We start from the raw sequence: 19,900 nt of genomic DNA, 5'->3' as shown, positions 1-19,900 counted from the left end.
AGAAGTATGACAATTTCTCATTAACACCCTCCAAAAAAGTCGTTTGTTTGTTGCGATGTTGTTAACCAGAATCAGCATCATTAACACATCACCATGTTGTGATCACGGAATGCAATTTCACTTGCGGAGAAAAGAACATGAGCAATGTCAATCAAACCATCATCCCGATTGAGCTGGTCGATCGCGTATTGAATCCGATCAGCGAGGCAACAGGTATGCCGAACGAGGCCTATACCCACGCCGAGTATTTCACCTTTGAGCGTGACCATGTCTTCGGACAGACCTGGGTCTGCATCGGCTTTGCTTCAGATCTGGTGAAGAATGGCTATGTGAAGCCGATTACGTTTATGAATTTGCCCCTATTGCTGATGAAGAACCGTCAGGGGGAAGTGCAGGTTTTTCACAACGTCTGCAGTCACCGCGGTATGAAACTGGTGCATGAAGCGGGTGAAGTTCAGGGAATGATTCGCTGTCCTTATCATTCCTGGACTTATGATCTTGATGGCAACCTGAAAGGCACACCACATATCGGTGGGATCGCCAAGCATAAAGACGACAGATTCAAATGCGAAAAACACGGCCTGAAACCATTGCGCTCTGCTATTTGGATGGACATGGTTTTTGTCAATTTGTCTGGTGATGCGCCGAGCTTTGAAGAGCATATTGCTCCTCTGGAGCAGCGCTGGCATGGCTTTGTCGGGGACGATGGGCTGGGTTTGCTGCGCCGCGTGAACATGGGCGGCAATCTGGAAATCGAAGTGAACTGTAACTGGAAGCTGGCCGTCGAAAACTACTGCGAGGCTTACCACCTGCCTTGGGTACACCCGAGCCTGAACAGCTACTCCCGGCTCGAAGATCATTACAACATTATGTTTGCTGAGCGTTTTGCGGGCCAAGGCAGTCTGGCCTACAACCTGTCTGATACCGCTGGGACGCATCTGCCGAAGTTTCCGGGCTGGCCTGCGGACAAGCTTCGTCATGCTGAATACGTGTCGCTGTTTCCGAATGTGCTGCTGGGCATTCAGGCTGATCATGCCTTCGCCATGATGATTGAGCCTATCAGTGCAGATAAAAGCATTGAGCATTTACGTATTTTTTATGTCGGGGATGAAGCAACCCAGGATGAATTCGCAGCATGCCGCACCGCAACGGTTGAATCATGGCGTGTGGTGTTTGGTGAAGACATTGGCGCGGTAGAAGGCATGCAGCAAGGCCGTTATTCACCGGGCTTTGGCGGTGGGGTGTTCTCGCCGGAGATGGATATACCGACGCATTTCTTCCAGACATGGCTGGCGAAGCAAGTAAAGTCGGCGATGGAGGGCTGATCATGACGCATTTTCTGAATTATATCGATGGTCAGTGGTGTGATGCAGACCGTTCGCTGACAGTCATGAATCCGAGTACAGCGGAAGTGTATGCGACGATAGCGCAGGCTAGTATTGCTGATGCAGACCGCGCGATGGCTGCCGCACGCCGTTGCGTAAATGAAGGGCTGTTGTCGGATGTGCGCCCCGCGATCCGATCACAATGGATGCTGAAAGCCGCCGCAGCGATTCGCGAGCTGGTTGATGAAGGCGGACTGATTGCTTGCCGTGAAAACGGCAAATCGCTGCAAGATGCAAAAGATGAATTTTTAGAGTCAGCACGCTACTTCGAATATTACGCGGGTATGGCCGATAAGCTGGAAGGAACCTCCATTCCACTAGGAAAAAATTATATCGATTTTACGCAATATGTGCCGTTTGGTGTTTCTGTGCAGATTGTGCCGTGGAATTTCCCCGTTTCAATTTGTGCTCGCTCGCTGGCCCCCGCGTTGGCTGCAGGCAATGCTGTGGTGATTAAGTCCCCGGAAATATCGCCATTGGCCATGACGCTGCTGATAAAAGCAATTGAAAAAGCAGGCTTCCCGCAAGGTGCCATTCACTTACTTTGTGGAAAGGGGACGGAAATTGGCAGCCATTTAGTGCAGCATCCGGAAGTGGATCAGATCGTCTTTACCGGCTCGGTGCCCACCGGCCAGCGTATCTTGCAAGATGCTGCGCACAGAGCAACTCCGTCTGTGATGGAACTGGGCGGAAAATCGGCGGCGATTGTCCTCAGAGATGCTGATCTGCAAACCCTGCTGAAAAGCGTTCAGGCCGGGATCTTTTTCAACGCAGGTCAGGTGTGCTCTGCGATGTCGAGACTGCTGGTGCACAAAACCCGCTATGAGGAAGTGAAGGCGGCGGTTGTGGCTATGGCGGAAGGGCTGGTCATCGGTCAGGGTGAAAGTCAGCCTGATATGACACCGCTGATCTCCAAAGAGCAGCAAACACGGGTGCTGGCGATGATTGATCAAGCCAGACAGGAAGGAGCCAAGATCCTGACCGGGGGTTATGCACCTGAGTTATCTGGTTACTTTGTTGCACCAACTGTGATTGAAGCAACCCCTGACATGCAGATAGCACAGGAAGAAGTCTTTGGTCCTGTTCTGGTCATCACGCCTTTTGAGACAGAGCAGCAAGCGATAGATATTGCTAACGGAACCGTGTTTGGTTTGGTGGCAGGGGTGTTTGGTGAGAGCCTGAATCAGACATTACGGGTGGCTCAGCAACTGCGTGGCGGCCAGGTTTTCATTAACGAATGGTTTGCTGGCGGTATTGAAACCCCGTTTGGTGGCGTTGGGCTGTCTGGCTTTGGCCGGGAAAAAGGACAGGAAGCGATCTATAGCTATGTCCATACACGTAATATCGCGATTCGGTTACAGCACGACTGAAATGACGTAACAGAATCCGTCCCCTTTCTCCCTATCAGCGTGATCTGGTTGGCGGAGTGAGTCCGGCGGCCCGGTACGGGTGAAAGGGGATGAACCGGATACTGCTGGCAGGCATAGGGTAACAGCAATACCTGACTGGCTTCATGGCAGGGCAATGCAGAACAAGGTAGTTGGAGTAAAAGTGATGAAAAAGTGGCTCTGTATCATTTGCGGCTTAATTTACGATGAAGCAGAGGGCTGGCCCGCGGATGGCATTGCTCCTGGGACAGCCTGGGAAGACGTGCCTGATGATTGGCTTTGTCCTGATTGTCTGGTCAGTAAAGCTGATTTCGAGATGATTGAAATCAGCTCGGATGACACGGCAGGCGCACTGCAGGATAAGGTTGCTGCAGTCGCAGTTCCTGATGATTCAACGGGGGATCCCGCAGCGGATCAATCACCTTCACCTGAGGTGGCTTCCCCTGTTTGTGCCGATGAGCCTATCGTCATTATCGGGAGTGGTCACAGCGGTTATCAGCTGGCAGCAGCACTTCGGGCTCAGTCTGCCCACGTTCCTATCACCGTTTTTACGGCGGATGATGGTGCGTTGTACAGTAAGCCGGCCTTGTCGAATGCATTGTCGCTGGGTAAAGACGGTGACAGTCTGCAGACTGAAAGTGCGCTGGACTGGGAACGTCGCCTGAACATTCGAATTTACCCCAATACACGGGTTGAGCAGATTGATCGCGAGAAGCGTATTCTGCACACCGGCATTGGCCCTTACGCCTACAGTCGCCTTGTACTGGCTACAGGCGCATCACCGATTGAGATTCCCATTGCCGGAGATTGCTCTGCCGTGCTGAGTGTCAATGATCTGATGGACTACAGAGACTTCAGACAGCGGCTTGAAGGGAAAAAACGGATTGCCATTTTGGGTGACGGCTTAATCGGTTGCGAATTTGCAAACGATCTGATCGAAAGTGGCGCAGAGGTAACTGTGATTGGTCTGGGGCAATGGCCAATGGCGCGACTGATCCCTCAGCAGCTTGGGGAAAGATTACAGGCTGTGTTCAGTGAACGTGGTGTCAAGTGGTCGTTACAAGACAGCATCCGCGCAATAGAACCAATCGATTGTGATACGCAATCGCCGGGCGATGCATCAGCCGGAACGGGTTACACCATACACCTTCACAGCGGTAATCAGATTGAGGCTGATCTGGTTCTCAGTGCCGTGGGGCTGACTCCCAATGTCAAGCTGGCCCAGGCTGCGGGTTTAGAGGTAGGACGCGGAATCAAAGTGAACACCTACGGCCAAACCAGTGATAGCCATATTTTCTCGCTGGGCGATTGCGCAGAAACCGCTCAAGGCTGGCAGCCTTATATCGCACCCATTACTCAAGCTATTCCATCTTTGGTGAAAAGCCTGCTGGGTGAACCAACACCCGTGACACTCAAGGAAAGCCCAGTGATTGTGAAAACGCCCCTCATGCCACTGACGGTCTTCCCTGTGTCTGCCAGCGCACCGGGTGAGTGGCATATCGAATCGGTAGCCGAAGAACTGATGGCGTTTTTCTATTCACCTCAAGGCGAGATGATCGGGTTTGCTTTGCTGGGAAAACAGGTTCAGTCAACGCGTATGCAATGGTTAGGGCAATTGTCACTCAAGCAGTCTGCTGCGTGACGGGAGAGCAAGTATGATTCACTTACCGAATGACGATACAAGCTGCGGCTGGTATGACGCACTGCCCGATACGGCGGTAAACCCACCGTTAGCAGGAGAAGAGAGCGCTGATTATGTTGTGCTGGGTGCGGGATTTGCCGGACTCGCCATGGCAAGGCGATTGGCTGAGCTTTCACCTTATTCCCGTATTCTGCTCATTGACGCGCAGCGAATTGGCCAGGGAGCGTCTGGCCGTAACTCGGGCTTCGTGATTGATTTACCGCACAAGTTTGCCCTGGAGCATCCTGATCCGGCACATAAACAAAAGCTGCTGTCTTTAAATCGTTTGGCAATTAAACAGCTATCGAAACTGGTGAGCAAGTACAACATTCATTGCCAGTGGTCTGCTGTGGGTAAGTTTCAGGGGGCCGTCGGGCCACGAGGTGAAGCTTATCTCGACCACTTTGAACACCTGATGAAAGATTTGGGTGAACCTTACTTACATGTTGGAGCTGAAAAGTTGTCGAAAGTGTTAGGAACTCGCTATTACAGCCGGGCAATTTTCACACCGGGCGGCTATCTGATGCAGCCCGCGGCACTGGTGCGCGGACTGGCTCAAAGTTTGCCGGATAACGTGGAAATTCTTGAAAACTCTCCGATACGGGGCATCAGTAAAGAGAACGGTTATTGGCGGTTACAAGGCGACAATGGTGTGGTCAAAACCCCGGATTTATTACTGGGTACAAGTATTTTCACCCGCGAGTTCGGTTACCTGAAAAACCGTTTGCTACCAGTGATGACGTTTGCCAGCTGGACACGCCCGCTCAGCGATGAAGAAATGCAGCGCTACGGAGGGCAACTGAATTGGGGGTTGACCCCGGCGGATCATGCCGGCACTACATTGCGAATGACGGCCGATCGACGAATTCTGGTTCGAAACTCCTATAAGCATGTACCCAAATACGGGGCCAGTGTGACAGACGCCATGCGGAAACGGATCCGCGAGGACCACAGACAGGTGTTCTTAGCGCGCTATCCGGCACTGGCAGACGTGCCATTTACTCATACCTGGGGGGGGGTATATGCCATTTCCCGTAACTTCACCAACTTCTTTGGTCAACTGGATGACAGAGTCTATGCCAGCGCCTGTGATAACGGTGTGGGTGCGGCGTGGGGCACCATATCCGGTACGCTGTTGGCGGACTTCGTCATGGGCGAATCTTCCCCCGCCCTGAAAGACATACGCCAGGTCACAGGGATGCCAAGCCTGAACCCCCCAGAGCCTTTTTTGGGGATGGGGGTCAAAAGCCGCATTCATTTAGCCAAATGGCAAAGCCGGAGTGAATTATGAAACGAGTCAGAGTGATAGATAATAAGGATCTCGATTTTACGGTGCGTGGTGACTCGCCAGGCATGGCTTACGTCGCACGTGCACTGAGCCCTGATGTTTCCCCGAATATCGGTGTGGGTTTTGCTAGGTGGGAAGGTGCAAAAGTCGCCTGGACGGTATTGTATGACGAAGTTGTTTTTGTCATTGAAGGGTGTTTTGAGCTGACCGCAAACGGGGAAACCCACCATGTTTACCCGGGACAAATGCTCTGGATACCCGAAGGGACTGAGCTGATTTATGGTGGTCATGCCTTGTTTGGTTATGTTGTGCATCCGGGAAACTGGAAGGAACTACACGGCATTCAGTGACCCTATTCACTTCGGCCTGAAGGGCTTACCACCGAACCAGGGACAGACTCCTCATACGGGCGATGTCTGTTCCTGTTTCGTCTGATTTCTTGTCTCTTTTCGAGCACAACACGCTGCTGAAGTCTTTTTATTTGCCGGTTGCTATACCCCCGCTCGCCTTTCTTCTCACTCCATCGTCTGCAACCCCAGTAAATCAGATCAAGTTTGATCTGGCGCAGGTGAAAAATCATGCTTGGCTATAGACTGTCCCGAGGTTTGTTTTGCCTGCCCCTGGTCTCTCAGAGGTCATGATGGCAGGTGAGGTTCCAGTTCGTTGAGGCATGCGTAGTGTTCCAGCACCAGATGGTTCATGTACTGATTGGCGGTATTCACGCGGCGACGGCAAGCTGTATCGCTCATGCCGGGCACAAGGCCCGCAAAGAACAACCGCAGATTTTTTGCAATGGCGCTCTGGCGTCAGCTGAACCCGCACCTTGAAATGGCACAGTGATCTGAGAGTGAGAATTGTATGGCAATGACCCTGGGTTTGTCTGAAGAGGCACTTTATGCGCCGATCGAATGGGTAAACGGCGGCAGCGGGTATGACGATATTCAGTACCATACATCGAGCGATGGCATCGCCAGAATCACCATTGCCCGTCCGCAGGTGCACAATGCTTTTCGTCCGCAAACTGTCAACGAAATGATCCATGCGCTGTCACAAGCCCGCTACGATGAGTCCGTCGGTGTGATTATTCTCACCGGGCTGGGCGAGGATGCCTTCTGCTCTGGCGGTGATCAGAAAGTACGCGGTGACTATGGCGGTTACCGGGATGACGCCGGCACCCATCATTTGAATGTGCTGGATTTTCAGCGCCAGATCCGCACCTGTCCGAAACCTGTGATTGCCTCGGTGGCCGGCTGGGCGGTGGGCGGCGGCCATGTGCTGCACATGATGTGCGATCTGACCATAGCGGCAGAGAACGCCCGGTTTGGTCAGACCGGCCCGAAAGTCGGGTCTTTTGACGGCGGCTGGGGTGCTGCTTATATGGCACGGATTGTCGGTCAGAAAAAGGCCCGCGAAATCTGGTTTATGTGCCGTTTTTACGACGCGCAGGAAGCGCAGGAAATGGGGCTGGTCAATACCGTTGTGCCGCTGGCTGAGCTGGAAAGGGAGACGGTACGATGGTGTCGTGAAGTGCTTCAGCACAGCCCGATGGCGCTGCGTTGTCTGAAAGCCGCACTGAATGCCGACTGTGACGGACAGGCAGGATTGCAGGAACTGGCAGGCAACGCCACCATGCTGTTTTATATGACCGAAGAAGGTCAGGAAGGTCGTAATGCGTTCAATGAAAAACGCCAGCCGGACTTCAAAAAATTCCCGCGCAACCCGTGATTTGTCATCACTGAGCGGTCAACACAGAACCGTACATAGGAACAAGGTGTGAACAGGATGACGCGTTCAGCCAGTCTGTATCGTTACCGGTTGCCAATGGACACTGGGGTGATCCTGCGGGGCAGGCGATTAACCGAGCGTATCGGCTACATCGCCGAGCTGAGGGAGGGCGCGCGCATCGGGCGCGGGGAAATCGCGCCCTTGCCAGGCTTCAGTGTGGAATGTGCTGATCAGGCCGGACAACAGAGCCTCCATGCGCTCAAACGCTGGGTGGCCGGACAGGACATCATGGCCTGTGCCCGGTGGCCGTCTGTGGCATTCGGACTGTCGATGGCGGCATTGGAACTGCAAGGCGAACTACCGATCACTGCTAGATACCAGACGGTGCCCTTGCTGAGCCATGAGTCAGTGAACGCCGGGGCGGAAGGCGCTGCCGCAACCCTCAGCGTGCCAGCGGATTGTCGACTTGCCAAACTTAAACTGGGCCGTGGTTCGCCGCAACAGGATGCCGTTAATGTCAGTGCCTTGCTGAAAGCGCACCCGTCGCTGATGCTGCGGCTGGACGCCAACTGTGCCTGGTCGCTGTCGCAGGCGCGTGAGTTCGCCCGCCATCTTGCGCCTGCTCATGTTTCACGAATTGCCTTTATTGAAGATCCTTGTCAGCGACCGGCCGACAGCCTGACTTTCAGCAAAGAAACCGGCCTCGCGCTGGCGTGGGATGAAACCTTGCAAGCTGCCGTCAGGCAACCTGACTTCACTTTGGATACGGATTTCCGGCTGGATAGCCTGAGCGGTGCCAACACCCTTGTCATCAAGCCCACCCTGATCGGCTCTGTGCAGCGCTGCATCGCCCTGATCCGTCAGGCACAACAAACCGGGACAAAGGCGGTGATCAGTGCCAGTCTGGAATCCAGTCTGGGATTAACCCAGCTTGCCCGCCTGTCTTGCTGGCTGCTGCCCGGCAGTGTACCGGGCTTAGATACCCTCAGCCTGTTTCGCAGCCAGCTTGAACTTACCTGGCCGGGCAGCACTCTGCCGGTTAAGCCATTACAACAACAGACACGGGTATGGCACTCATGAAGGCGGACAACCTCTGTCAGCCTTGCCTCTGGCACACCTGGGCCAGCACCCGGCCTGAAGCTATTGCGCTTGTGACGGCAAAGAGTGAGTACACCTGGCAAGCACTGGTTGAGCGAATTCACCGGCTGGCACGAGTGCTCGCCGCTCAGGGGGTGAGCGAAGGTGCTGTGGTGACTGTGGTCAGCAACAACTCGCCGGATGTGGTGATGCTCCATCTGGCTTGCATCCAGCTGGGAGCGATCACAGCCCTGACGATGCCGCAACCCTACCAGCTAATTCAGGAAAATCTGCGTGTGTTGTATGGCGAGGGGCAGCGACAGTTTGTGTGGAGCAGTGACTCAGCCATCAGCGGTTTTTCAGAACAGGACAGGCAGCGCTTATTCACAGACTGCCAGATACTGAACCTGCAAGCACCGGTTGCTTCTTCGGCGTCGTGCCTTGCCCGCCGCGATGCAGGACGACGAGATGCAGAACAACGCGATACAGAACATCGCGACACAGAAAAAATAGTCTCAATTGTCTTTACCTCGGGCTCGTCCGGCGTGCCCAAAGCGGTCGCCCATACGCAGGAGCAGCATCTGGCCTCGGCCCGTGGTCTGCTGGCGGTTTTGTCGTTTCAGCAGCACGATTGCTGGCTGCTCAGTCTGCCCATATATCACGTTTCCGGTCTGTCGATTCTGTACCGCTGGCTCAGCGTCGGTGCCTGCCTGAAAATCGGCAGCGGTCAACTGGAACAGGACATTCAGGGGGCGACCCATGCGTCGCTGGTAGCCACGCGGCTCAAGCGACTGCTGGATCACCGCCAGCCACTGCAGCTCAGCCATGTGTTACTGGGCGGCAGTGATGTGCCTTTGCCGCTGTGTCAGCAGGCCAGAGACAGTGGTATTGAAACCTGGCTGGGTTATGGCATGACAGAAGCGGCGTCGACGGTGACGGCCAAACCGACAGACGGCATCGCAAGCGCCGGGCGTGTGTTGCCAAACCGTCAGGTTCAGTTGAGAAACAAGCGGATTTATATCGCCGGTGATACCTTAGCGAGCGGTTACTATTATCAGGGCCTGCTTATCCCGCTGGTGGATGAACAGGGCTGGTTTGATAGCAAAGATGTCGGTCAGTGGGTCGACGGTGAACTCCGCATCACAGGCCGTGCCGATAACCAGTTTATTTCCGGCGGTGAGAACATCCACTGCGAAGAAATTGAAGCCGTGCTTAACCGTCATCCCGACATCAGGCAAAGTTTGGTGATCCCTGTTCACAGCGCCGAATATGGCGCCCGCCCGGTTGCCCTGATCGACAGCGCCAGCGATCAGTCAGCCCTGCAACTGCCTCTCTGGCTGGCAGATAAACTCACTCACTTCAAAATCCCCGATGCGTTCTTCCCCATGCCACAACAGCCACAAACCGGCATCAAACTATCGCGAAAGGCCATGAGAGAGTGGTTTTCTGACAATCAAAATGAATACCAGCTCATGAACGCCCCTGAAAATGTTAAGTGACCGCTGCCGCTTTTTCACCGGCACCTGCGACGCTGAACTTCAGGGTAGATCATTAAGCGCGATAAAAACCCAGAATATCAATTGGGTCGTATAAGGTGTTTACGCAAGATACAGGGCAGTGAGTCGTATCACTTACTGATGGATCTATATAATTAAGTAAAAATAGTTAATATAAATCAGTGGATTAAGCTGGGTTTTGTTGAGGTAATTATGAACTTTCACAGTCCATTAATTAGTTTGATACTGATTTCATAACAAGTAATAGTTTTGAACTAGATCTCTATGCAGTGTTGCTCATAATCATATAATTAATGGTTTACAGTTGCATATAAATGAGAGGTTCGCATGGAACAATGGGTTCAACGTCAAAGTGACAGAAAGCGTAGTTCAGACACTGGGCATGAATATTTATACAGAATCGATCAAAGTCGAATTATTAATTCAGTAGCATTCCGTCGACTACAATCAAAAACTCAGGTACATGGTGTCGGAGAAAGCGATTTTTTTAGGACCCGATTAACCCATTCAATGGAAGTCGCTCAGGTAGGTAACTCTATCACTCATCGTCTTAACTTTATTGCAAATCAAAGAGGTTGCTCAAGCAAAGACTGGGTAGCTCCTATTCCATTGATCGAAACGATTTGTTTAGCGCATGACTTGGGTCATCCTGCTTTTGGTCATAATGGAGAACGAACACTTAATTATTTTTTACATAATGACGGAGGTTTCGAGGGAAATGGACAAACCTTCAGAATACTAAGTAAGTTGGGAGAGTATTCTAGCGAATTTGGCTATAATCTTACGCGCAGGGCGTTGTTAGGTGTTATTAAATATCCGGTGCTTCATAGCCAGTTGAAGCATCAGTATCCTAGGCCTGAATTATCATCTGCCGCAGATATTAGCAAATGGTCTCCTCCAAAATGTATTCATGACACGGAAAAAGATGCGTTAGATTGGGTCTTAAGTCCTTTATCTGATCGAGACAAGGAACTATTTACTTCTGTAACTGAAGTGAAAGGTAAATTTAAATCTCAGTTTAAATCATTTGATACGAGTATTATGGAATGTGCGGATGATATTGCTTACGGTATTCACGACCTTGAGGATGCTTTAGTTATGCGCCTGTTACATCGAGATGAGGTGTGCGAAAAACTAAGTCATGAGCTTGAAGAATTATCTTTAATAGTTACCAAGCCTTGGAGTTCAACGAACAAAAACTATCTTTCAGCTAAATTATCTTCAGGTAGGTTAGAAGATACTAAGGCTGCTATCAGCAGTATTATAAATGTGTTGGTTCGTGGAACGACCATTAGTAAGCAAGATAAGTTTGAAAGTCCATTATTAGATTTTCAATGCATAATGGATAATGAACGTAAGGAAATTCTTGGTTCATTTAAAGACTTTGTTTATGAACAGGTTATATCTCAGCCTAGTGTTCAAACACTCGAGTTTAAAGGGCAAAAAGTCATTTCCGATTTATTTGTTGCTCTCAAATCGAAGCCGTATGCACTTTTACCAACAATTGTTCAAGAAAAAATAGTAGAAGATGCAAACATTGACCGTGTTATTGCTGACTATATTTCATCTATGACGGATACAGAAGCATGTAAATTGTACCAAAGACTCTTTACTCCAGAACAAGGTTCAATATTTGCTCCTTTAGTTTAAGTATGTAACAAATAAGGATAAGTGTCGCGCAGCGACACTTATCCGGATGTTGGACAAGCCCGCAGTGGCATTATTAAGGAAATAGCCTGGTTGAGCGCTCGGTTGCTTTCTGTGGTTTGGTTGGCACAGGTAACTGCCATATCGACAGGCTGAGCGTCATCAACAGGATAGTCAGTCACAATCCTAGGGGAAAAATACAGGGATGTATTTTTAGGGTGTCGGTGCAAGGAGCGCCTACAACCGGCCGGACAGCACCAAAGAATTTAACAGGCATTTCTGGGCACTCTCTGAGTCAGCATAGAGTGTCTGGCGCACAAAGCATAATGCTGAGAAGGCGCTGGCTTTAAGCGCTATATACAAACTGCCCCGCTTCCTGGCACTGACTGTCGTAAAATGGTTTTGTGCATCAACACCTTGCCTTGATGATCTTCTCTGTGGATACTGAAACTGTGTTTGGCTAAATCAAATCAATGCCATAGACAGGTTTTGACATGGTGGTCTCCGGTAATTCCGTAGTCAGACTTACCGAGTGTGGCAGAGCCTGATGAGGGGAGTCCATGTCATTGGTTATGCGTAAGAAGGAGAATACATGAGAATAGTTGAAGCAAAGCGGTCAGATCTAGAAACTTTTTTCGAGTATATAGGGGCGCAGCTTCTTGAAAATGCGGATGATGATTCTCCACTTTTTCAACCAATTTCTAAAGAAAATTGTTTAGTTTCAGAGCAATTTAAGGCCAAGTTTCGAGATGGTTTTGAGTACCGTCTTGGTGAACATGGCTGGAGAAAGCTCTGGGTAATCAAAGATTCTAATGAACAAGTCGTTGGTCATATTGACTTACGTCATTACAGTGAAGAGTATAAATTTCATCGTGTGCTTTTGGGCATGGGTGTTGATTCAAGTTTAAGAAAACAGGGTTTAGGTGTAAAACTGATTGAATGCGTAATTCAGTTTTGTAATAAAAGTTCAAGTATCGATTGGTTAGATCTCAATGTTCTTTCTAACAATTTTCCTGCGAAAAATTTGTATTTGAAATGTGGTTTCGAAGCCGTTGGGGAAATGTCAGATTGCTACCGCATAGAAGCGGAGGCTGTGTCAGAAACTACTATGACACTATGTACGAAAAATTACGTATAACACATAAGGATAACTGGCGCATAGCCGACACTTTATCGATGTGTTGGACAAGCCCGAAGCGGCATTATTAAGGAAAAAGTCTGGCGCGCAACGCAGAATGCTGAGAAAGCGCTGACTTTAAGCGCGACATAAAAGCAGCCCCCGATTACCCGGCGACTGACTGTCGTAAAATGGTTTTGTGCATCAACACCTTGCCTTGATGATCTTCTCTGTGGATACTGAAACTGTGTTTGGCTAAATCAATGCCATAGACAGATTTTGACATGGTGGCCTTCGGCGATGTCGTCATCAGGCTGACACAGTGTGGCAAAGCCTGATAAGAGGAGTTCATGCGATTCATAATGTACAAGGAGAAATACAGATGAGCCTTAAAGAACACTTTACATTGCTGGCCGCCTACAACCAAAGCATGAACACAAAGGTTTACGAGGCTGCGAGTCGTTTAGATAAAAAAGAGCTGACCAAGGATCGTGGCGCATTTTTTGGCTCTGTTTTCGGTACTTTGAATCACATTCTTGTGGGCGATATTATTTGGCTCAAGCGATTTTCCTCGCATCCGTCCTGCATGTCCTCTTTACGTGAGGTCGTCAATCTTCCCAACCCGAGTAGCTTGGATCAGATACTTTTTGAAGATTTCACTGCTTTATCCGAACAAAGATCTTGGTTGGATTGTCAGATTATCTGTTGGGTAGATGAACTCACTGAGACAGATTTGGATCTCTTACTTAGTTATCACAATACCAAAGGCATTTCTGCTAACAAACGGTTTTCAAGCCTGGTTCTTCACTTCTTTAATCATCAAACCCATCATCGGGGGCAAGTATCTGCTTTGCTTTCTCAGGCCGCTGAAGATATTGGTGTGACAGACCTCTTGGCGCTGATTCCTGAGGAAGCTTGTGTTTAACCGGTTGCAGTTGGCGTAAGAACTATCACTTTAAAAGCGAAATTGATGACGTTGTTTTTTCGTCAAGTATCTGTTCAAGAGCTTTACTTAGCGAGCGACAACCAGCTTCAATCCAGATAATAACGTTGGCACATCTGCAGAAGGACCGAGGATTGTTGAGAGTGCTATTTTTTGTGGATTAGTACCTTGCCTTGGTAGTCTCCATCCATTATGTAATCAGACTTTCAAGGTGTGGCAAACCTGAAGAGGGGAGTCTATATTATTCATTCTGCATTACTAATCTCACTTGTTTTGGAGCCATGATCATGACTGATGACAGAATGCTGCGAACCTCAAGAAACTTGCCTTTCACACCCAAGGAAGTATATAGCGCATTTGCATCGGCAGAGTTATTAGCGTTGTGGTGGGGGCCTGATGGCTTCACCAATACATTCGAGGTTTTTGAGTTTACTGCAGGGGGGCGCTGGAAATTCGTAATGCATAGCCCTGATGGAGCAGATTATCTCAATGACAGCTTCTTCAAAGAACTTGTGCCTGATACTAAAATTGTGATTCATCATGATTGCCCTCCAAATTTCAAGCTTACTGTTAGCCTGACTCCAGAAGGTGATGGTACGCGCTTAACTTGGGAGCAAGTTTTTGACAACGCTGAAACAGCGCACGCTGTAAAAAAAAGGGCAGGTTTAGCAAATGAGCAAAATATTGATCGTCTAACAACTGTGCTAAGAGAAGTCTCGAATTGACAAATAAGGCTATATGTTGCGTAGCCGACATGTTATCTGGATGTTGAACAAGACTGTGCCGATATATTAATAAAATCGCCGGGTTGAGCGTGAAAACTCAGAGATGAAGCAACACATTTAGTGCGGAGAAGAATTACACATCAGGATCGTAAATTGTTATTACTGTTATTAATAAATACGGACTTTATGACGAACAAGAACAATGACAGAAAATCAGGCGGAATCACGCTTTTGAAGAATGGGGAAATGCTTTTCTCCCAAAGATATCGGTAGGCTTTCGGCTATTGAAAAATCAGATGAAATGGTAATTAAGCACGATAACTTAACTTCTGATGCAAGCATTCATGGCGCATCTTTAGGTGATCATGCTTCAGAAAACTGTTCGTATGTGGCTTTACTAATGGAATTTTATTACATCACTGACATCCTTGTCGTGTCGGTGTTAAATGCCATTAAGGATATCGAGAATGGAATTAATTCGAAAATTTAAAAAAAGAAGAGCAATCAAATCATATATAAAGAAACTTCCAAGCATGCTTAAAAGGGATTACAGGAAATCAAAAAGATATACCCCAAAACAGGTTAAAAGTACGATCGAGAGAGGCGGCCTATCTGTGGTGTATGCATGTTACGGTATTGCTATGTTTTCAAACAGGAAAGACTTCGATCAGTTTCATCAAGAAATCGGCGAAAATTGCGACTATGATGCGATGCGTTGTGAGATAGGAGATATCTACTTTAATGGCAGCTCAGATTTCAGCGTCAGTGACATAACTTCGGCCTCATCAGATTCTGGTGGGGGTATTGATGCTGGAGGTTTTTCTGGTGGAGATAGCGGTGGCGGTGGTGGCGACTAAATATCGGGGGTAGAGATGGATGTAAGCTTAGGTTGTTGACGCCGGGAGCGCCTGTAAACGATCAGAAGCACCTGATTTAATTACAACAAATAAACAACCCGAATAATTGCCCGCTACAACAATATGCCACTGATTTAGTGGAGGTTTTCACTGGGCGATCACCGAATCATGGAGAAAGAAAATAGCAGTGCCGAGTGATCTGGCTCAAGCGCTGGAGGCTGCATCAGAGGCGCGAGCCACATGGGATGCGACTAACTGGATTTGCTGGATAGTTTCAGCTAAACAGGCGAAGGTCGGGAATGACAAGGACAGTCACGTTCAAGACAAATTGATGACGTTGTTTTTCGTTAAGTGTCTGCCCAAGAACTTTACGATCCGCGACACAACCCGTTTTCATCTGGATGACAACGTTGACTTGTATGCAAAATGACCGAAGACTGTTGAGTGTACTATTTTGTGGGCCAGCCCCCTGTCTTGGTGATCCTTGCCGTGGATACTGCTGCTATGTTTGTTTAATCAATGCTATAGACAGATTGCGACAGGGATTTCGTAATCAGGCTTACCCAGTGTGGCAGAGCCTGATGAGGGTTCATGTCCAGGGCGACCGCATGAGTGCTTAGTTTTTCATCACCTGACTAAAACCAGCACTTAATACAGCCTCAAGCATTGATGTATTTATCATGCATCGCTTTTGTTTTCCGACGATGCTGAGCTTGGTTGGCACATGCAATTGCCGTATCGACAGGCTGAGTGTCATCAACAGGATAGTCAGCCACAATCCCAGGGAAAAATACATGGATGTATTTTTAGGTTGTCGGCGCAAGGAGCGCCTACAACCGGCCCGGACAACATCAGCAAAATCAAAGGCTTTTCTGGGCACTCTTTGAGCCAGCAAAGAGTGTCTGGCGCGCAACGTAGAATGTTGGACAAGGCGCTGGTTTTAAGCGCGACATACAAAGTGATTCAATGGGGCTGGAGGCTAAACTCACTCCCCCCAGCATAACTGTCTGCTAAAATACTATGTCGTTCGTTCAGGGAAAGTTTCATAGGGAGGTCATCAAATCATGGAAACAGAAAACAGCTGTGTTGAATTCGACGCGCGATTGCTTCGCCCCAGGGACTTGGGCGGGGACAGTGAGTGGGCTTTTGTTGTGTTGCCTCAGGAGGTAAGCGCAACGTTGCCAAGGCGTGGTCGTATCACTGTTTCAGGCACCTTAAACGGTAACAGTTTCACTGTTTTGCTTGAACCGGATGGCAAGAAAAGCCATTGGCTGCGTATCGACCGGGCTCTTCTGGCGGCTTCAGGTGCCAGTATTGGTGACACGGCACATTTCGAGATTTTCGCCGGGGAGGAACCTGAACCGGATGTGCCGGAGGATCTGGCTCAAGCGCTGCTGGAGGCGGCACCTGAGGCGCGAGCCACATGGGATGCGACGACGACCATTGCCCGTGTAGACTGGATTCACTGGATAGTTTCGGCCAAGCAGGCCAAGACCCGCGTGAAACGCATTAATGACGCATGCGACATGCTTGCTTCGGGGAAGAAGAGAGTGTGTTGCTTTGACCCGTCAGGTTTCTACAGCAAAGCGTTCAGTGCGCCACAGGCAGAAGAGTAAGCAGGCGCGCAGCGAAAAATGTTGAGGGGAAGCGGGTTTTAAGCGCGACAAACACATCAGAATGACTGTCAGTTATATAGGTATATCACTGATTTAGTGAGGTTTACTGTATTAATGAGAAATATCAAAGTTTGTCCCGTGATTACAAGGGGAAGTGGCCAAGATAAAGAGTTACTGCTTTTTAAGCATCCCATCGCTGGCGTGCAACTAGTTAAAGGAACTGTCGAAGATTTTGATGTTTCATTTGGGACAGCGGCTTTAAGAGAGTTAGTTGAAGAATCCGGTATTGAGAAAGTCGAAAGTGTTCGTTATTTAGGCTCTTGGGATAGTGGTTATCAACATCAGATTTGGCATCTTTTACAGTGTAAATGTGGTGATTTGCCCGATACATGGACTTTCCGTACCCAAGATGACGGCGGCCATGATTTTGCGTTTTTCTGGCATAAGTTTAACGATGCATTGAGCTTTGAGTGCCAAGACGTTTTTGTCAGGGCAATTAAGCATGTAATAAGAATAAGCGCTTAACCATCGCCCGAATAACATCAATAATGCCATCAAGCAAACTCAGGCATCCATGCCTGATACGTTGCTATTTGATTGACCGAGATGCCGTGCGTTAACGGCGGAAGTGACGACCCCGTGAAGAGCGCTCTTTATGGGCTGATGCGGCTTTGGCTTGCGACTTCAAAATGGATTCAACCGTCAGTACCATTGGTTCTTTAGGCTTCAGGCCATGTGGGAAAGGGCGGGCGCGTGGCGGTAATTCATACTCTTCGCTCGTTGCGCGAGGCATACGCTTAAAGCGGTACAGGTAAAAGTTTTCCAGTTTCTCTCTTGCCCAGTCTGTTTTATTTAGATATTTCACACTGCTGGCAATCGAGGGGTTGACGTGAAAACAGTTAAACCGCATTGCTGTATCCAGAATGTCCCATCCGTAAAAATCGACCAGCTCTTGCAGTAAGGTTTCTAACTTAAGACCGTGCAATGGATTATTTTTTTGTAGTTCAATTCTTTCTTCATCTGTCATCATAACGCGTTCCTGAGTTTCTCACGTACCGGGGCTGGTTGGATTGGGTGGTATTCGCTCAACGCTTCAATTTAATACCAGAGCGGCACGAATGAGTAAGCTGTGCCATGAAGGTTGAGGGCACGGGATTCTAGCAGACTCGGCCTTGCTTCCCTATTATTATCGCTATTAATAGCAAGGAAGGAGCAAACCTTTTCCAGTGCCAACTCGCAACAAGCTGTCTCCGCCACTCGTTTTTACAGCAGCGCTTCACCAGTGCCTTTCAGCACTTTTTCAACCACACGCACCACTTTAGAGGTGGTGTAAATAACATCGGCAATCTTGCTGGGATCGTGTTTGGCCTTTTTGGCCAGCGACGTCAGGGTGATAAGGTTCGTCACCGCACTTTGGGTACGCGCAACGCCCAGATCGGGTAATGCCAGTGCTTCGCTGAGTTGGGTCAACAGCAGGTTGATGTCTTGCTGTAATTGCAGCGCCTGATCATAATCCAGCGTGATTTCTTTCACCTTGCGCAGCTCATTGATAGCTTCAGCCAGGTAGTTGCCCAATGGCTTGTCGATCATCTCATCCCTCCTCGCAAACAAGTTGATCATCTCTGAGCGCAAAGCCGGTTTCGCAGCTACCCAGCAGAGTGTTCAGTGATGAATAATGTCGGCCGGTTTCGCTGAGCTCGCCTGCAATACGGATGAAGGCTTTACCGCTGAACTCGTTGTTAGCGACCAGTTCGGCAATCGCGTGGTGCTTCTCTTTCAGTGTCTGCGTAGCTTTGGCTAGTTGCTTGAAGATCAGCGCTGTGGAGGCGATATCCACTGAGCGCTGAGTCAGGCTTTCAATTTGCGCGATCACTGCCTCATGGCTGAGCTTTCCCTGCGTTTTCATGATGTTGAAGCGACGGATATCGGTACTGAGCATATCCCGGCGTTCCGACAGCAGGGCGGCGTACAGTCTGCCGGAGGACAGGCGCTGGCTGATGGTATCGCAGATAGTGCTGATGGTCGGGTCGGCCTTGATAATGATGTCTTTCAGGGCTTTGCGCCGCTGAGATTCTGCTACCGTGGCGCCTATCCCTGCGATGGCAGATGACAGTATGTGGAAGGTGTCATCGTTGGCATCCAGCAGGGGGGTATTGGTCAGGGCAAGATACTGTTTGTTTGCTGAGATCAGCGAACCGCTTAGTTTGGCTGCGGCATAGTCAATGTCGCTGCGGTATTTGGCGTCTGCCAGTTCGCTGAGGGCCTGACTGTAGTCTTGCAGGGAACGGTTCAGGGCGTATAGCGCGAACTGTTGTTGAGTAATATCGGCATAGGTTTTTGCCTGTTGCGTCATCCGGTCGGAGGTCAGCAGAGTGCTGGGGCGTTCCAGTTCCAGCGCCAGTGTGTTGGTGGCCCGTTTTGTCTGTAAGGTTTTGGTTTCCTGCATCATGTCGCCCAGCTGGCTGGTGAGCAGATTACTGGCTTGCGCATACAAACCAACATCATTACTGGTATTCTGGCTGCAGGCAGAAAGAAAAAGCAGGCCAGCAGTGATGATACTCACTCTTGCAGCGCTAGCTCGGACGGGCATATGAAATTCCAATGACAATATAAAAACGTATATGCATAACATAAATGCTATTGGTTGAGTATTCCCGCCAATTAGGGTTCGGGCGAAGGGAAATGTGCAGCGGGTAACAGTTTCGCTTTACCTTCCACTGGGGGGAAGCTTTAGTCTGCCTGTTGTGTACTGCAATGATTGTGACTTTGGAGGTAACAGTGGGATGTTGTAATCAGCCGCCTGATGGCGGCAGTGGTAATATCGGTTTGCTGGTGAAAACCGTACTGGTTATGGCTGTCGTGATTGCGCTATTGGCCGCGATTTTTGGCTGAGGGGTGTCAACTGATGCCTTGCTGCCGATGTGCGATATGACT

Annotated in this window: 19 protein-coding genes and 1 pseudogene; 16 read left to right on the top strand and 4 right to left on the bottom strand. The window is 49.5% G+C overall.

What is annotated here, in order from left to right; genetic code table 11:
• The first annotated feature begins 137 nt into the window (after positions 1-137).
• The 11 genes and pseudogenes from KCG43_RS15830 to KCG43_RS15785 all read left to right on the top strand — a co-directional run bounded on the left by KCG43_RS15830 (position 138) and on the right by KCG43_RS15785 (position 12,846).
• Positions 138-1,325 carry an aromatic ring-hydroxylating dioxygenase subunit alpha gene (locus tag KCG43_RS15830; protein ID WP_192016259.1) on the top strand — a complete coding sequence of 396 codons (1,188 nt, stop codon included), beginning with the start codon at positions 138-140 and terminating at the stop codon, positions 1,323-1,325.
• A 2-nt stretch (positions 1,326-1,327) separates the two neighbouring features.
• Complete coding sequence (locus KCG43_RS15825; RefSeq protein WP_218386157.1) at positions 1,328-2,755, top strand: aldehyde dehydrogenase family protein; 1,428 nt, start codon at positions 1,328-1,330, stop codon at positions 2,753-2,755.
• Between the two features lie 184 nt (positions 2,756-2,939).
• A pseudogene (locus tag KCG43_RS21450) lies at positions 2,940-3,104 on the top strand (rubredoxin); the annotation flags it as partial.
• Positions 3,090-4,415 carry an FAD-dependent oxidoreductase gene (locus KCG43_RS15820; protein ID WP_255558065.1) on the top strand — a complete coding sequence of 442 codons (1,326 nt, stop codon included), beginning with the start codon at positions 3,090-3,092 and terminating at the stop codon, positions 4,413-4,415. The pseudogene KCG43_RS21450 and the gene KCG43_RS15820, both read left to right, overlap by 15 nt.
• Positions 4,416-4,428: 13 nt before the next feature.
• The gene (locus tag KCG43_RS15815; protein ID WP_192016262.1) at positions 4,429-5,745 is read left to right on the top strand and encodes an FAD-binding oxidoreductase; all 1,317 of its coding nucleotides are present in this window, start codon (positions 4,429-4,431) and stop codon (positions 5,743-5,745) included.
• Positions 5,742-6,092 (top strand): cupin domain-containing protein, encoded by a 351-nt coding sequence (locus KCG43_RS15810; RefSeq protein ID WP_192016263.1) that lies wholly within the window; start codon positions 5,742-5,744, stop codon positions 6,090-6,092. The genes KCG43_RS15815 and KCG43_RS15810 overlap by 4 nt, the downstream gene beginning before the upstream one ends.
• 508 nt (positions 6,093-6,600) lie before the next feature.
• Positions 6,601-7,467 (top strand): 1,4-dihydroxy-2-naphthoyl-CoA synthase, encoded by an 867-nt coding sequence (menB, locus tag KCG43_RS15805; protein WP_218386155.1) that lies wholly within the window; start codon positions 6,601-6,603, stop codon positions 7,465-7,467.
• A 57-nt stretch (positions 7,468-7,524) separates the two neighbouring features.
• Positions 7,525-8,547, top strand: coding sequence for an o-succinylbenzoate synthase (menC, locus tag KCG43_RS15800; RefSeq protein WP_218386228.1), 1,023 nt, complete (start codon positions 7,525-7,527; stop codon positions 8,545-8,547).
• Positions 8,535-10,043 (top strand): o-succinylbenzoate--CoA ligase, encoded by a 1,509-nt coding sequence (gene menE / locus KCG43_RS15795; RefSeq protein WP_370630701.1) that lies wholly within the window; start codon positions 8,535-8,537, stop codon positions 10,041-10,043. Before menC ends, menE begins: the two co-directional genes overlap by 13 nt.
• Positions 10,044-10,388: 345 nt before the next feature.
• Complete coding sequence (locus KCG43_RS15790; RefSeq protein ID WP_218386154.1) at positions 10,389-11,711, top strand: anti-phage deoxyguanosine triphosphatase; 1,323 nt, start codon at positions 10,389-10,391, stop codon at positions 11,709-11,711.
• Between the two features lie 589 nt (positions 11,712-12,300).
• Positions 12,301-12,846 carry a GNAT family N-acetyltransferase gene (locus tag KCG43_RS15785; RefSeq protein WP_218386153.1) on the top strand — a complete coding sequence of 182 codons (546 nt, stop codon included), beginning with the start codon at positions 12,301-12,303 and terminating at the stop codon, positions 12,844-12,846.
• A 145-nt stretch (positions 12,847-12,991) separates the two neighbouring features.
• Here the strand turns inward: KCG43_RS15785 and KCG43_RS15780 are convergent, their stop codons facing one another.
• Complete coding sequence (locus KCG43_RS15780; RefSeq protein ID WP_218386151.1) at positions 12,992-13,177, bottom strand: hypothetical protein; 186 nt, start codon at positions 13,175-13,177, stop codon at positions 12,992-12,994.
• A gap of 30 nt (positions 13,178-13,207) precedes the next feature.
• Between KCG43_RS15780 and KCG43_RS15775 the strand changes: the two genes are divergently transcribed.
• The 5 genes from KCG43_RS15775 (at position 13,208) to KCG43_RS15755 (ending at position 17,491) form a co-directional block, all read left to right on the top strand.
• Positions 13,208-13,750 (top strand): DinB family protein, encoded by a 543-nt coding sequence (locus tag KCG43_RS15775; RefSeq protein ID WP_218386148.1) that lies wholly within the window; start codon positions 13,208-13,210, stop codon positions 13,748-13,750.
• Between the two features lie 305 nt (positions 13,751-14,055).
• Complete coding sequence (locus tag KCG43_RS15770) at positions 14,056-14,493, top strand: SRPBCC domain-containing protein (RefSeq protein ID WP_192016271.1); 438 nt, start codon at positions 14,056-14,058, stop codon at positions 14,491-14,493.
• A gap of 467 nt (positions 14,494-14,960) precedes the next feature.
• Positions 14,961-15,350 carry a DUF6559 family protein gene (locus KCG43_RS15765; protein ID WP_218386146.1) on the top strand — a complete coding sequence of 130 codons (390 nt, stop codon included), beginning with the start codon at positions 14,961-14,963 and terminating at the stop codon, positions 15,348-15,350.
• A 1,064-nt stretch (positions 15,351-16,414) separates the two neighbouring features.
• Positions 16,415-16,966, top strand: coding sequence for a YdeI family protein (locus KCG43_RS15760; protein WP_218386143.1), 552 nt, complete (start codon positions 16,415-16,417; stop codon positions 16,964-16,966).
• Between the two features lie 114 nt (positions 16,967-17,080).
• Positions 17,081-17,491 (top strand): NUDIX domain-containing protein, encoded by a 411-nt coding sequence (locus KCG43_RS15755; protein ID WP_218386141.1) that lies wholly within the window; start codon positions 17,081-17,083, stop codon positions 17,489-17,491.
• 91 nt (positions 17,492-17,582) lie between these two features.
• On the opposite strand, the gene KCG43_RS15750 is transcribed toward KCG43_RS15755, so the two are convergent.
• The 3 genes from KCG43_RS15750 to KCG43_RS15740 all read right to left on the bottom strand — a co-directional run bounded on the left by KCG43_RS15750 (position 17,583) and on the right by KCG43_RS15740 (position 19,556).
• A complete protein-coding gene (locus KCG43_RS15750; protein ID WP_218386139.1) occupies positions 17,583-17,996 on the bottom strand; it encodes a VF530 family DNA-binding protein in 414 nt (137 codons plus the stop codon).
• A 233-nt stretch (positions 17,997-18,229) separates the two neighbouring features.
• Positions 18,230-18,556 (bottom strand): hypothetical protein, encoded by a 327-nt coding sequence (locus KCG43_RS15745; RefSeq protein WP_218386137.1) that lies wholly within the window; start codon positions 18,554-18,556, stop codon positions 18,230-18,232.
• Position 18,557: 1 nt separating this feature from the next.
• A complete protein-coding gene (locus KCG43_RS15740) occupies positions 18,558-19,556 on the bottom strand; it encodes a hypothetical protein (protein ID WP_218386134.1) in 999 nt (332 codons plus the stop codon).
• Positions 19,557-19,900: the final 344 nt, after the last annotated feature.

The sequence above is a fragment of the Photobacterium sp. WH24 genome, assembly GCF_019204055.1.
Classification (GTDB): Bacteria; Pseudomonadota; Gammaproteobacteria; order Enterobacterales; family Vibrionaceae; genus Photobacterium; species Photobacterium arenosum.
This window is presented reverse-complemented; position numbering and strand designations above follow the sequence as displayed.